The sequence below is a fragment of the Cryobacterium sp. PH31-L1 genome (assembly GCF_030063145.1).
GTDB lineage: Bacteria > Actinomycetota > Actinomycetes > Actinomycetales > Microbacteriaceae > Cryobacterium.
In genome coordinates this window covers 268,492-281,968 of the sequence record NZ_JASISM010000003.1, presented here as the reverse complement: position 1 = coordinate 281,968, position 13,477 = coordinate 268,492, and the positions used below count along the sequence as shown (strand labels likewise).

The 13,477-nt window shown below is 64.7% G+C and carries 8 protein-coding genes; 5 read left to right on the top strand and 3 right to left on the bottom strand.

Translation table 11 applies throughout. The features are described from left to right. Positions 1-28: 28 nt before the first annotated feature. The 4 genes from QMF22_RS08115 to QMF22_RS08100 all read left to right on the top strand — a co-directional run bounded on the left by QMF22_RS08115 (position 29) and on the right by QMF22_RS08100 (position 3,955). The gene (locus QMF22_RS08115; RefSeq protein ID WP_283452231.1) at positions 29-616 is read left to right on the top strand and encodes a hypothetical protein; all 588 of its coding nucleotides are present in this window, start codon (positions 29-31) and stop codon (positions 614-616) included. A 101-nt stretch (positions 617-717) separates the two neighbouring features. Then, on the top strand, positions 718-1,710 hold the full coding sequence (locus QMF22_RS08110) for an AfsR/SARP family transcriptional regulator (RefSeq protein WP_283452229.1): 993 nt from the start codon (positions 718-720) through the stop codon (positions 1,708-1,710). A gap of 153 nt (positions 1,711-1,863) precedes the next feature. Continuing rightward, positions 1,864-2,607, top strand: coding sequence for a response regulator transcription factor (locus QMF22_RS08105; RefSeq protein ID WP_283452227.1), 744 nt, complete (start codon positions 1,864-1,866; stop codon positions 2,605-2,607). Continuing rightward, positions 2,600-3,955 (top strand): sensor histidine kinase, encoded by a 1,356-nt coding sequence (locus tag QMF22_RS08100; protein WP_283452225.1) that lies wholly within the window; start codon positions 2,600-2,602, stop codon positions 3,953-3,955. Before QMF22_RS08105 ends, QMF22_RS08100 begins: the two co-directional genes overlap by 8 nt. Here the strand turns inward: QMF22_RS08100 and QMF22_RS08095 are convergent. From QMF22_RS08095 to QMF22_RS08085, 3 genes are all read right to left on the bottom strand, one after another. Continuing rightward, a complete protein-coding gene (locus QMF22_RS08095; RefSeq protein ID WP_283452223.1) occupies positions 3,918-4,880 on the bottom strand; it encodes a hypothetical protein in 963 nt (320 codons plus the stop codon). The two genes, QMF22_RS08100 and QMF22_RS08095, sit on opposite strands and share 38 nt — an antisense overlap. Further along, positions 4,880-6,568 (bottom strand): multicopper oxidase family protein, encoded by a 1,689-nt coding sequence (locus tag QMF22_RS08090; RefSeq protein WP_283452220.1) that lies wholly within the window; start codon positions 6,566-6,568, stop codon positions 4,880-4,882. Before QMF22_RS08090 ends, QMF22_RS08095 begins: the two co-directional genes overlap by 1 nt. A 106-nt stretch (positions 6,569-6,674) precedes the next feature. Further along, positions 6,675-12,416 carry a peroxidase family protein gene (locus tag QMF22_RS08085; RefSeq protein WP_283452218.1) on the bottom strand — a complete coding sequence of 1,914 codons (5,742 nt, stop codon included), beginning with the start codon at positions 12,414-12,416 and terminating at the stop codon, positions 6,675-6,677. 301 nt (positions 12,417-12,717) lie between these two features. Here QMF22_RS08085 and QMF22_RS08080 point away from each other — a divergent pair, with 301 nt between their 5' ends. Next, positions 12,718-13,455, top strand: coding sequence for a TetR/AcrR family transcriptional regulator (locus QMF22_RS08080; RefSeq protein ID WP_283452216.1), 738 nt, complete (start codon positions 12,718-12,720; stop codon positions 13,453-13,455). Positions 13,456-13,477 lie beyond the last annotated feature (22 nt).

The window sequence follows — 13,477 nt, the reverse complement described above, 5'->3', positions numbered from 1 at the left end:
CCCATGGTGCCGGCAGCAAGATTCCGCCATGACTCCCGCAAACGCATCCCTGCGTCTGGTTCGCCTCGACGACGACGCGAAGCACCCCGAAAACACTCGGCAGACGCAACCGCGCCGCGCCCTGTCGCCGCGTCGCCGTAAGATTCTGATCCCGCTGGCCGTCGCCTGGCTCGTGATGGCCTCGTTGGCCTGTGTGCTGCTTCTGACCGGCACGAAGCCGAGCACCGCGTTTGGCGACACGGCCGCCATCCCGGGCGGCCTCGCCCGCATCAGCGCGGTCATCCCACTCGAATCCGACGGCTGGATACCACCCCGCGCGGCCGACCGGCTCGACAGCGCTGTGCAGCCCGGCGCTCACCGCGTGCGCATCATGCTCGAACTGACCGCAGTGGATGCCACCGGCTTGTCGTTCGACGCCGCCGACTATTCCCTGTCCGGCGTCGGATCCCGGGCCACCGCGCTCTGGGTCGACCCGAGCCAGTGGGAGGCGGCGGCCGGTACATCCGTTCTGGCAACCCTGGTCTTTGAGATCCCGAATCAGGCCATCGCCCTGGTTTTGGACGGCCCGCAGGGCTCGCGGTTATCACTCGGAACCGGGCACCACACCGCACCCTGAGAATATCCCCCGAAATTGGGGGTAAATGTCTACTCCACACGCGGCTACCCCCGCCCATCGACCGCGGGCACCATGGTTGCAATCCAACAGTGGAGGTCAGCATGACAACTGGATTCGACACCCGAGAACAGCCCACCGCGACACCGATGACCCACTTGAGCGTGCACGTTTTTGGAAATCTCAGCGTTCGGCGGGGGTCTGTCGTGCTGTACGCCCATGACCTGGGCGGCCCCAAGCCCCGCCAGATCCTCGAAATTCTGCTCGTGCACCTCGGACTGCCTGTCTCCAAGGACCGGCTCATTGAATTGCTGTGGGGCGCCAGCGCTCCGCTAGAAGCCCTGCCCACCCTCGAAAGCTACGTGAGTGTTCTCCGTCGCCATCTGCAGCCCGGCGCGGGAAAATTCGGCCCGCTGCAAACCACGACTGGCGGCTACGTGTTGGACCGTGAACTGGTCGACGTCGACCTAGATCAATTCGACGTGCTGCTGCAGCGTGCGCAGAAGACCATTCCGGGCCTTGCCTATCCCCTGTTGCTCCGCGCTCTGGACCTCGCCGCCGCACCGCTGCTCGGCGACGAACTCGTGCCGGCTTGGGCGATGGAAGCCCGCGATCTCCACGCCGCCCGACTCACCAGCGCCCGCATTCTCGCTTCCGAAACGGCCGCAGCCCTGCACCGCATCGATGACGCCCTCGATTTCGCGAACCTCGCTCTGGCCGACGAGCCGCTGAACGAACGAGCCTGGACGGCCCTGATCCTCGGGCTGGAGACGAGCGGGCGTCACGCCGAGGGCCTGCAGTCCTTCGACCGGTGTCGCCGCGCGATGCAGGTCGAGCTGGGCTGCGCTCCGGGCCCGCTTCTGCGGGCCGCCCAGCTTCGGCTGCTGCACGCGACGGCTGACGGAGACGGCGATCTGGCCGACGTGCTGTCCGCCCTGCTCATGCTGCACGACCAGCTTCGAGCGTCATCCGCCATAGGTCCGGCTTCGCGCCCTGCCACCACTACTTCTTCGCGACCAGAGCCAGTCGCGGATTCCCTCCGGGAGGCTACTGATGTTGTCACGTCATTTCTGCGACGCGCCGTCGCTCGCGCCTGATCCGGCCGTGCCAGTCGCCCTACCACATGGGGGACCAAAGCGACAGGACTCGACAAATACTCAGGTTGTACTGATACTTGTCTCGCCTATCGGAATAGCACGGTGCGCTCCGCCAGCATCGAGGCTCAGGAACGGGCAGAGAGGTCCCCGCGCATGACCCCGCAGCTGTCCCCCATCGAACCCAACGCGCAGGGGACCACCGCGACCGCGTCACAGCCCGGATCCATCACGGTCGACACAACACCGCTGGGGCAAATTCGTATTCTCATCGTCGACGACCACACCACCTTCGCCGAGCTTCTCACTGGTTCGCTCAATCGCGAACCCGATTTGTGCAGCGTCGGCTCGGCCAACAGCGTGGCCACGGGCATCGCCGCCTGCCTGGAATTGGCCCCCGACGTCGTCGTGATGGACTATCACCTGCCCGACGGCAGCGGTCTTGTCGCGGCCACAGCCATCCTCGCCCGCGCTCCCCGTACCCGAATTGTCATCCTCACCGGCGACCCCGCGCTCGAGGCTCTCGAGCAGGCCGCCGCGATCGGGGTCTGCGCCTTCCTGCCCAAAGACGGCTCCCTCGCGACGGTGCTCGATACCCTGCGGCACGCGCGCATCGGTGGATTCATCGTGCACCCGTCCCTCGTCAGCCTGTTGAGCGCCAGGCGTCGCCAGCACAGCGAGGAGATCCCGTTTCCCGATCTCACCAAGCGTGAGCTCGCCGTGCTCCGGCTGATGGGCGAGGGCTCCGACGTGCGGGCCAACGCGAAGGTCCTCGGAATTTCCGAGAACACCTGCCGTGGTTACGTCAAAGCCATCCTCGGCAAGCTCGGCGCGCACTCGCAGCTCGAGGCCGTCGTGATTGCCACCCGACTCGGTCTGGTGCCGGCGCAGCATGTCTAGAAGGCGGCCGGGCTCGTCGCTCCAGAAGCGGCACGACGAGTATCAGGCCGCCGAACGCTCCGAGGTTCGCGCTGCAGTGCAGCGTTTTCTGCTCATGGGACTCGTTGCCCTGGTGCTGGTCGCCGTGCCTGTCGCCCTCTGGGTGCGCGCGCAGTCCGAGGCCAACGCGATGGCCAACGCGGTGTTGCAGACCCAGCGTCTGGCTGACTACTCACTCGGTCCGCTGATCACTGACGGCGTCCTGGCCGGCGATCCGGGATCCACTCGGCGCCTCGACGAACGATTGGCCCCCCGCCTCGCCGATGGGTCGCTCGTGCGCATCAAGGTCTGGGACGCCAAGGGAAAAATTGTCTACTCCGATCTGCCCCTGCTCGTCGGCCAGAATTTCTCCCTCCCCAGTTGGGCACCGGAGCTACTGGCCGGCGGCACGGGCCGCGCCACCCTCGAGACGCAAACAGCCCCCGACGACCTGTATGAGACCGATTCGGGTGAACTTGTCGAGGTCTACGTGCGGTCGATCGCGAGCAATGGCAACGCTTTCATCCTCGAGGCCTATTTCAACGACGATGCCCTGCGCCATGAGCAAGACACCGTACTTCTCGGCCTCATCCCGGCCTTCCTGCTGTCGCTCGGAGCTCTGCAGCTGGCGCAACTCATACCGGCCGTGCAGCTGGCCCGGCGCATTCAAAATCACCAGTCCACCAAGCGCAAGCTTTTGCAGCACGCTATCGATGCCTCCGACTTGGAGCGCCAGCGCATTGCGCGCGACCTGCACGACGAGGTCATTCAGGACCTAGCCGGGCTGTCCTATGCCCTCGAAGCCGAGGAGCGGCACTCCGCACCGGAGAACCGGGCACTGTTCGGCCAGGCCAAAGCCATCCTGCAGAAGAACGTGCGTACGCTGCGGGCGATGACTACCGAGCTGTACCCGCCCGACCTCGAAGAGCTGGGGCTGCCGGCCGCCCTCACACGCCTCACCGCTCCGCTGCTCGAGCAGGGGATCGAGGTCAAACTTCACGTGCCGGCCAACTGCGACCTCGATCGCGACCGTGCCGCAATGTTCTATCGGGTCGCCCGCGAGGTGCTCGCTAACACAGTGAAGCACGCCAGGGCTGGTGTTCTCGAGCTCACCCTGTTGCAGGACGACGACCGCACCATTTTGCTCATTCACGACAACGGCTGCGGGTTCGATTTAAGCGCGGGTGCCCCCGTCAACCATCTCGGGCTGCGCATCATGCGGGACACCATTCACGTTGCCGGTGGCTCGCTCGAAGTGCGTTCCTGGATGGGCGGTGGCACCTCCGTCATGGCTACTCTCGATCGCGTGGCTCCGGTTCGATCTCGCTAGCCGGCACGCGCCGACGAGTCGCCCACAGCACGATTGTCGCCGAGGCCAGCAGCAGTATGGCCAGACCGATGCCATAGAGCAGCCGGACGTTGACGCTCAGCTGGGTCGGGGCGGCCGTCGCAGCGGTCGCATCATGCCCGTGCCCGGAGCCGTTCTCCGCAATGGCGACCTGGGCCGGTTCGGGTTCCGTGGCCATGTCAACGCCGGCCCCACCCAGTGTCCCGGCCGTAACGCGCACCTGATCGGCCGTCAGCCCCGCAGCGCGCGCCATTCCGTTGCGCACGGCATTGACCACATCATCGCCGAGCAGAGCCCCCAGATAGGTCACGTTCAGTGTGTTGGCGTCCACCGTCGTGCCGTAATTACCGAGCGCATCCGAGAGGATGCCTTCCCGCGCAATCGCGTCGGCCAGCGCCACCGGGTCGGCCGAGCTCACCGCAAAACGCAGATCGTGTACGAGCACGCTGAGCACGAAGTACTGATCGTTGGTCGGTCCAGTGCTTGAGAGGAGAGTGCGCGCCTGGTCCTCGGTCGCCCCCATCGACAGCAGCTCGGTCAGCTGGGGCACGCCCTGTTCGAGCACCCCGGCTGGCAGGACGTCGGGCGAGATATCGGCGAGCACCAGCTGGGCAGCGGATGCCCGTTGTTCCAGCCGCGCGCGCAACGCGGGCGGGTCAGCATCCGCTTCAACGGCGAGCACCACGCGTCGACGCACCATCGGCCCGTCGAAGCTCACGGTCGGCCGGCCATTGCCGATATCGACCCCGACGTCGTCTTCAGCGGCCGTCGCCGTCGGAGAGCCTCCGGGCGGGGAGGCCGAAGCCCCGGCGGTGCAGCCGCTCAGGACTGCGCTGCTGAGTAATCCAACGCAGAGCAGTGCGAGGAGCAGTGGCGCTGCCGGGGCCCGGCGTGGTCCGTGAAACATCAGGTACCGGCCGGGTATCCCGGCAGGTAAACCGACGGGTAGGCATCAAGCGGCATGGTATCCGCATAGGAAGGATCGGAGTTGATCGGGTCGTTCACCCGGTAGTCGCCGACCGCGAACTGCACCATCATGTCGTGGTCCTCGTGCACCAGGTTGTGACAGTGAATCATGTAGCGGCCACCGGCGTCGTTTCCGGTGTCGAACTGCATGAGCGCCGTGATCGACTCGTTCTCGCCGGCATAGAACACGTCTTTCGGACCATTTTCCCAAGCGAACGGTTTGCCGCCGTTGGTGTTGCGCGCGATGATCTTGGCGTCGATCAGGTGGATGTGCAGGGGGTGGAACCAGCCGCCGGAGGCATTGATAATGGTCCACTGTTCCACATCGTAGGGCTGCGGATTGGCGAACAACTTGGTGAACCGGGAGGCCGCGACGTCGTCCCAGGTGACCCCGTTGATCTTCCAGATTCCGTTGGTCTTCTCCACCCTCAGTTCGCGCTTGGCCTTGGCCATGGCTGGGGTCAGGTCCATGGTGGCGATGCCGCCGCGGTCCGGGTTGAGCGCTCCGCCGTCGTCGAGGGTCGTCGGAATTGCTGAGATGCTGCCCTGGCCGGAACCCGAGTCGGCCACGACCTCAAACCGCATGATCTTGTCGGTATTTGCGAAGTTGACGTTGTTCTTGTTGCTGAGGTTTTTCAGGTCGATCTTCTGACCGACCCGATACTTTCTGAAATCGATCAGAATTTCATAACGTTCGGCGTTGCCCTGGCGCCAGGAAGCGACGGGCTGCACGATCGGGGTCATCCCGGCGTCGGTGCCAACGACATACACCGGGTCGCCGGTCGACAGGGTGGGCCGGTACGAGCGGGAGACCGAGGCGTCCAACACCCGAAAGCGATAGATGCGCGGCTTGACCGTCATGGTCGGCCAAGGCACCCCGTTGACCATGATGATGTCGCCCCACAACCCATTATGGGAATTGTCGTTGTAGCCCAGCGATCCATCCGCCTTGAACATGACGTCGGAAATCATCAGTGGAACATCAAACTCACCCTGTGGCAACTGCCCTTGCTCGTAGCGGTCAGACAGGGGATAAAACGCCGCGAGCCCCGAGTAGACGTTTTGCGCGGTGAGGTGGTGGTTGTGGTCGTGATACCACAGGGTGCGCGCGGTCTGCCAGTTCGGGTAATGGTAGGTCTTCACCTTGCCGGGAGCGGTGAAGTCGTTGGCGTAGCCGTCGTACTGCGGCAGCGACGCCGAGCCATGCAGGTGAGTCACCGTGCGAAAGGCGTTGGCGTGCAGCAGCCCCGTTGCCGGCAGGGCATTGCGAATGCGCAGCTCGCACCGGGTGCCCTGAACGGCGCGGATGGTGGGCCCGGGAAACATGCCGTTGTAGCCGGCGATCGTCGTCGAGAGCCCGGGCATGAACTGGGCCTGACCGAGTTTTTGGGTGAGTGAGTAGTAGGCGTATGGTCGTTCCGGGTCGCCGGCATCGAAACCCGTTTCGTACGGTGCGAGTACCGGCGGACGGCGAAAAACGCCGGCGTAGGGCACTGGCATGTTCTGGGGGGCGAGCTGGCTCTGCGTGATCAGGGGAACCGTCGGAACGGGGTTGTCGTTTCCCTGCATTCCGGCCAAGCCGAGCGCACCGAATGCGCCCAACTGCAAGACTTCCCTGCGTGATGTCATGACCTCTCCTTAAAGGCTTTTCACTGGTAATCGGGTGCTGCAACGTGTGGGGGAACCGGCCGGCGACTCAACGCGAGACGCCGGCCGGGCTATGCAGGTGCTTGTTTTAGTTGACCGCTCCCGTCGTGTACGACCAGGTGCGGGTCGCGACCGGGTTGCCAGCCAGGTCTCGCACAGCACCAGTGCCACCGGTGATGGTCACCGTGTACGTGGTGTTGGCGAGGAGGGTGGCGTTCGGGTTGATCGTCAGCACTCGGGTCGTCGCGTTGAACGACAACGTCGAGGCGATCGTCGCGCCGGGTCGGGTGACCGTGACCGACGTTGCGCTGAATCCACTGATGGTTTCACTGAATGTCGCGGTCGGGCTCACCAACCGTCCCACCCCCGTCGCTCCCGCGGCGGGACTGATGGCGGTGATCGTCGGTGCCGGTCCGGTGATGAAGGTCCAGGAACTGGCCACCATCGTGTTACCCGCCACGTCACGAATACCCGAGAGGGTGGCCGTGTAGCTGCGGTCAGCGAGCAGGGTTGCGTTAGGGTTCAGCGTCGCGACGCGAGTCGTGGCGTTGTACGACACGACGGCGGGGATCACCGTCGTGCCGAGCCGAAGAACGAACGTCGTGCCGCTGACTCCCGTGACCGCTTCGCTGAACGTTGCCGTCAGGTTACCGGTCTGACTCACCGAGCGAGCGCCCGTTGCGGGGGTGCGCGCTGTCACGGTCGGGAGCACGAACTCCGTGCGCGGCGTGACAGCGACCGAACGAGCGGATGCCGCTCCGGTGCCGACCGAGTTGATCGCGGCGACATCGAAGGTGTACCCGGTTCCATTCGTTAGTGCCGTGATCACCCGGGTGGTCACGTTCGCCACCGTTGTGCTGCCCGTTGGCGTCGTGCCAGCACCGATGAAGGTGCGAATCACGTAGCCCGTGACTGCTGGGGCGTTAGTAACAGCGCCAGGGGCGGTCCAGTTCACCGTCACCGAGGCGTTACCGGCGACCGAGGTTCCGATCGTTGGTGCGCCAGGCACGACCAGCACCGTTGGTGCAGTCGGTGTGACCGAGACCGAACGAGCCGAGACAGGTCCGGTGCCGACCGAGTTGATCGCCGCGACATCGAAGGTGTATCCGGTGCCGTTGGTGAGCAGCGTGATCACGCGGGTGGTGACGTTCCCTACCGTCGTGCTGAACGCTGGCGTCGTGGCCGCACCGACGAAGGTGCGGATGCGATAGCCAGTGACTGCCGGGGCGTTGGTTACAGCGCCGGGAGCGGTCCAGTTCACCGTCACCTGGGCATTACCGGCGACCGAGGTTCCGATCGTTGGTGCGCCTGGTACGACGAGCACGGCCGGTGCCGACGGTGTCACCGCGTTGGACGAAGCCGAGAATGCGCTCGAACCCTCCGCGTTTGTCGCCGATACCTGGAAGGTGAAGCTGGAGCCGTTGGTCAGCCCGGTGACGACCAGGCTGGTCGCGGTTCCGGCTGCGGGCAGCAGCGCGCCGACCTGAGCTCCAGCAGCATCGAGCACCTTCACCGAGAAGCTGGTGGGGATGCCGACCGGCGACGCGATCCAGTCCACAGTTACCGTTCCATTACCGGCAACTGCGTTGACGGCGGTGGGGGTTCCCGGGGCCACTGTGTCGCTGAACTGCAGGCGTTCGATGTTGCGCAGGGTGTCTGTGCCATCGGTGCCGCGGTTGTCGAGCACCGTGGTGACCGTTCCGGCGGTTCCGAAGATGCCCGGAGTGCCGTCGGCATTCAGGGTGGTCACCTCGTAGTCGCTGGTCAGGCCCGAGAACACTGCGGAGTCGATGTTGCCGGCCGACTGAGCAGCGGTGGGAGTGATGATCTCCCGAACCGCGACCAGATTGCCCGGGTTCACCAGTCCGGCAGCGACATCCTGTTCCAGGGTGTGGGTGCTGCCAGCCAGGTACGGGCGCTCCATCAGGTCGGTGCTGCCGATCTCGACACCGGCGTCATCACGCACGCTGATTCGAATCTGCACGTACCGGTCGCCGTCGATGATGTCGTTGGCGCCACGACCCTCGAGTGAGTCACTGCCGAGGCCGCCGAGGAGGATGTTGCCATCGCCCCAGACGTTGCCCTCGAGCGGGCAGACACCCATCGGGGAGAGCGCTTCCACTCCCGCGAGCGGGACGGTCAGCATCGATGGTGTGATGAGAGTGCTCAGGCCACTGATGCGGTTGATGCCGGCCTGGTCGAGTACGTCGCAGCCACTGAAGCCGGCACCACCAACGGTGCTGGGCACTGCGTTGTCACCACGGATCACGTCGTTGAACGCGGAACCCGAGTTGGACTCCACTTCCTGCCAGCGGTCACGGTTGACCACGGCGGGCAGCGGAACTCCGATGAGGTTGTTGTTGATGTTCATGTCATCGTCGGCCGCCACCGTGTCGTATTGGTGGGTAGCCCAGTCGAACCCGGCAGAACCAGCGAACCGATCGATGGCCGCGTTGCTGGTCATGATGTCGTCGCCACCCTCAGCGTCGTAGTCGTTCTCACCGACCTGGCCGACAAAAATGTCGTTGCCGGGTGCGGTCTGAGCGGGGTCGTCGAAGAACGGAGCGCTGTGATCACCGATCAGCAGGTCCTGGCCGGAGCCACCCTGGATCCAGTCATCGCCACCGTCACCGAACACGGCATCCGCTCCATCACCGGCGCGCACGAAGTCATTGCCCGGTCCGGCGAAGGTCTCGTTGTCGTTGGCGCCACCGTTGGTGAAGTCCTGACCGTCACCGCCCATCATGATGTCGTCGCCGATACCGGTGTTGATGTAGTCGTTACCCGGACCACCCTTGGAAACGTCAGCGCCGGCAGAGTCCGTCAACCGGTCGTTGCCGATACCACCCAGGGCAATATCATCGCCGCCACTGCCCTCGATCACGTCGTCGCCCTCGTTGCCGAGGAAGGTGTCGTTGTCGTTACCGCCGGCGATCCGGTCTACGGCTGCGGTGCCGTTATAGACCGACTGGCCGTTGATGCCGACCGGGTCGACCGTGTTCACTGCACGGTACTGGATGGTGCCGTCGGGCTTGCGCAAGAGCAGCAAGCTTTCGTCACAATCCACCGTCGTGAGGTCGTCCGCCACGCTTGCGCCGGATGCAGCATAGCCTGCAGGCGTTCCAGCCAGATTAGCGAGCTGGAACTTGCAGTCTGCGGTGCCGAAGGAGTCGGCCTTCAGACTGTGGGCATCCGTGTTGCGCATCATCATCTCGGCGAAGGAGTTACCTTCGAGCTGCGAGCGCAGGTTCATGCCAGGGGTGCGGTTCAGGTAGTAGAACCGGTCTCCGTTCTGCAGGTCGGTCATCTGGTTCTCGAACACGAAGTTGAACGTGCTCCCCAGCAGGCCACCGAACAGGTTGGTGTTCTCGGCGAGACCACCGACCCAGAGGTCGACAGTGTTCAGTCCGGTTTCCACGTTCGTGTAGGCAGCGGTGCTGTTCATGAAGTCGATGGCTTCGGGGGTGGGTGAAATGCCGGCACCCGGATCCACGACTGCTTTGGCCGCAGCACGCTTTCCAGCCATCGTGCTTTCAGCGGTGATCGTCGGGAAGGTGCCGTAGGCGGCCACGAAGTTGATCAGCGACTCCGGGTGCTTGAGGTTCTGGCCGAAATCAGCCCAGCTCGTGTACGGAGCCAGCTGGCCGTCACCGGTCGCGTTGTGAATCTGGCGCCGTACCTCGTTCAACGGTGGCACACCCTCGGAGCGGGCACGCGTCATATTGATCGTCGGCAGGTCCAGGGGAAGACCCAGCAGGTTGTTGCGCAGGGTGTCAGTGACGAACTCATCGAGTTCGTTGCCCACCTGGTCGCTCATGCCCATGATCACACTGCCGGCCGCCTGCTCCGAGGTGAGTTGCCCCGCAGAGCCGCCGTCGGTGTAAGCGATCGGGTTGAGAAACCCCTTGAGCAGCGAGATGTCGTTGCCCGACCCGTTCTCATTGGTGCGGGCGATCGTCTCGGTCAGCATAGAGTGACCGAAACGGTAGACCGCGTGCGCGAACTCCGCCTTGACGGCCGGGTTCAGATCGGTGTGGTAAACGTGGAACGGCTGGATCGCCGGCTGCACCTTGCGACCGAACTCCTCGAAAACGAGGTGCTGGTATTCCATCTCGGTGACGAACCGGGCAGCCTGGAACAGGCGTGAGCCGTTCCAGCCATCGGCGCCAGCTGCGAGCTTCCACTCGGCTAGAGCGGCGATGCCCTTGGCGGTCGTGTTGTCGTTGCTGAGTGTCGTCTTGAACTCCTCGACCAGACGGTCGTGTTCGGAGTGGAAGACCTGGTGGATGCTGGTCAGGCCGATGTTCTCATTGACGCGACCGTCACCGGCGATGAAGTGCAGGTCGAGCATCTCGTCGTCGTACGTTCCAGCTGGCTGGCTGGCGAAATCGGCGGTGGCCGTCGTGTTGGAGTCGGCCACGAGGCCCGGCTTCGGTTCGGCGTTGTGCGCGATGTCGGTCAGGAAGGGGGTGTGGAAATAGATGGCGTTGGCCGGAACCGCAACGGGAGCTGCGATGTCTCCTTCGACCATTCCGGTGGGAGTGACGTACATGGGCAAGCCACGCGCCGGTCCGGGAATGAAGTTGCCGTAAGGGTCAACCGCCATCTGCGGAATGTCCAGCACGTCCTTGTCCTGCAGCAGCAGCCCGAGCAGGTCCTTGGCTTGCGCCTTGACTGTTGCCCAGGTTGCCATGCCGCCGGCCGTTGGACCGGCCGGACCGCCGAGCAGGCGGCCGGTGTTGACCGGCTTGCCCGCCGTGTTGTTCTTGTACTCACGCAGGAACAGCTGGTGCGACGGGTGCGAGGTGTAGGTCTGCGACTGGTCGACGTAGGGCGAGTCGGTGTTGGCAGCGTCCTGCACGTCATCGGAGGTGCCGAGCAGGCCGTCAACGCCGGGCTGGTTCTGCGCCCGGGTCAGCACCATGAAGCGCAGGTTCGGGTCGAGATTGTCGGCGGTGGTGGCGAAATTGTGGTCGGGTCCGGCGATGAGCGGGTCATCCGCCTGCAGCGGCACGAACACGGTTCCGCCGCCCTTGACCGTCTGGTCGACGCCGTGGTCGAAGAACTGGCCGAACAGCGTGAACAGTGAGTTGTACGGCGGCGAGAGGCCGACGTCGGTCGTTACGTTCGGAATGAACAGCGTTTCGTACTTGGGCACACAGCCCGCTGGAACGCCCACGATCGGCGGATCGACGGTCAGGTCGGGGTCGGTCGTGCAGGGGAACTTGCCTACCGCGTTCTGGGTGCGCACCGGGAATCCGGCGGCGGCGACCGCGGCCGGATTGGTGGCTGTCTGATCGACGATCAAATTGCTGACCTCGCGCGGCTGCGCGTCGACAACCGAGCCGGTCTTCTGCTTGTAGCTCGTCGGCCCGGGGGCGCCGACTGGAAAGCTCGACGTGATCGGGTCGGCGTCGTTGAAGACCGGTGTGGTGAGGCGTGGGAACAGTTCATCGGCTGCGCCATAGGTCTCACGACCCGGCAGGAGGTTGTTGCACGAGCCGTCAACCGTGCGGAGTCCGTAGGACGACAACCGGTCGGGAATCTGGTTGGGACCACTGCCGACCAGGGTGCCGCAGGGGTTCGCCGGCGTTGCCGTCGCGGCGTGAGCCTCGGCAATCTTGATCTGCTTGAGAATGTAGGCGAGGTCCGACGTGGTGACCGTGAAGCCCTGACCGACCGGGGCGACTGCCGCGTTGGCGCTGATCGCACTCGAGAGACCCAGCACGGCGTAGAGCACGACGGCCATGCCGGCGGCGACGATGCGGGTGGACTTGCGGAAGGCGCTCTTCGGTCTTCCAACGCCGTTGGGCGGTGGACTACCTCGCATTCCGGTTGTATTTCTCGTGCTGCGAATGATTCCTTGACCTTCGAACCTGCTCATGACGCACCTATCTCTTCAGGGTGAGCGAATGCTGTAAGAGTGCGACGTGGGCCTTATGGAAACCTTGGGCATTCCGCCTGCACCCCGCCCGCAGCGTCCCCCCGGGGGGGGCTTGCCGGGCCCGGGCCCGGAAAGCGGGCCCACGATAGAACATGGGCCCAGCGACCGGGCCCGGGCCCGGGAAATCAACGCGGCCGTCACGACGACGCGACGGTCGGCCACTGTTCCGTGCTACTTTCGCCAGACCATGTCTGATCCGTCTGCACCCCCCGCGCTCACCGAACTCACGCGGGATTCCGCCCCCCGTCAAACGGATACCCGCGGCCGCGTGGCCGTCGCCGACATCGCCGTCGGCCTGTTTCAGGCCCAGGGCTACGAAGCCACCAGCACCGCTCAAATCGCCGCAGCCGCCGGAGTATCCCGCAGCACGTTCTTTCGCCAGTTCCGGTCGAAGGACGACGTGATCTTCGCCGACCACGACGAGTTGCTCGAGCAGATCGACGAGTTTTTCGACGCTTCACACCCGGACCCCTGGCTGGCCGTGTGCGACGCAGCCACGCTCGTCTTCGAGCGGTTTCGAGAGCGTCTCGAGATCGTGCGGGTACGCGACCTGGTGGTGCGCCAGACATCCGTTCTGCGCGACCGGGAAACGGTGATGGTGTCTCGCTACGAGAAGACGTTCTCGGCCTATCTGCGCCGCAGCCTGCCGAGCGTCGACCCAGTCGTGGCGATTCAATTTGCCGCCGCAGTGACGGCCACACACAACTTCGAGCTGCGGCGCATGATTCGTGCCATCGATTCCAGCCGAGTCCTCGATTCGGCGGGTCTGGCGGCGCAGCTGCAGACCGTGCGCAATCGCTTTGCACCTGGCGGCGAGGCGGCTCGGGGCACGAGCGACCTGCTCGTCGCGGTCTTTCCCGCCTCGGCCTTGCCGGCCGACGTCGCCCGGGTAATCGAGAGTCGGCTTCGATCCACGGCGGTTTGACACCAAGTGTCACTTGACGTGA

Coding starts and splice junctions, on each gene's coding strand:
- QMF22_RS08095 (WP_283452223.1), bottom strand. CDS start 4,880: ATGTTTCACGGACCACGCCGGGCCCCGGCAGCGCCACTGCTCCTCGCA.
- QMF22_RS08110 (WP_283452229.1), top strand. CDS start 718: ATGACAACTGGATTCGACACCCGAGAACAGCCCACCGCGACACCGATG.
- QMF22_RS08115 (WP_283452231.1), top strand. CDS start 29: ATGACTCCCGCAAACGCATCCCTGCGTCTGGTTCGCCTCGACGACGAC.
- QMF22_RS08090 (WP_283452220.1), bottom strand. CDS start 6,568: ATGACATCACGCAGGGAAGTCTTGCAGTTGGGCGCATTCGGTGCGCTC.
- QMF22_RS08100 (WP_283452225.1), top strand. CDS start 2,600: ATGTCTAGAAGGCGGCCGGGCTCGTCGCTCCAGAAGCGGCACGACGAG.
- QMF22_RS08085 (WP_283452218.1), bottom strand. CDS start 12,416: ATGCGAGGTAGTCCACCGCCCAACGGCGTTGGAAGACCGAAGAGCGCC.
- QMF22_RS08080 (WP_283452216.1), top strand. CDS start 12,718: ATGTCTGATCCGTCTGCACCCCCCGCGCTCACCGAACTCACGCGGGAT.
- QMF22_RS08105 (WP_283452227.1), top strand. CDS start 1,864: ATGACCCCGCAGCTGTCCCCCATCGAACCCAACGCGCAGGGGACCACC.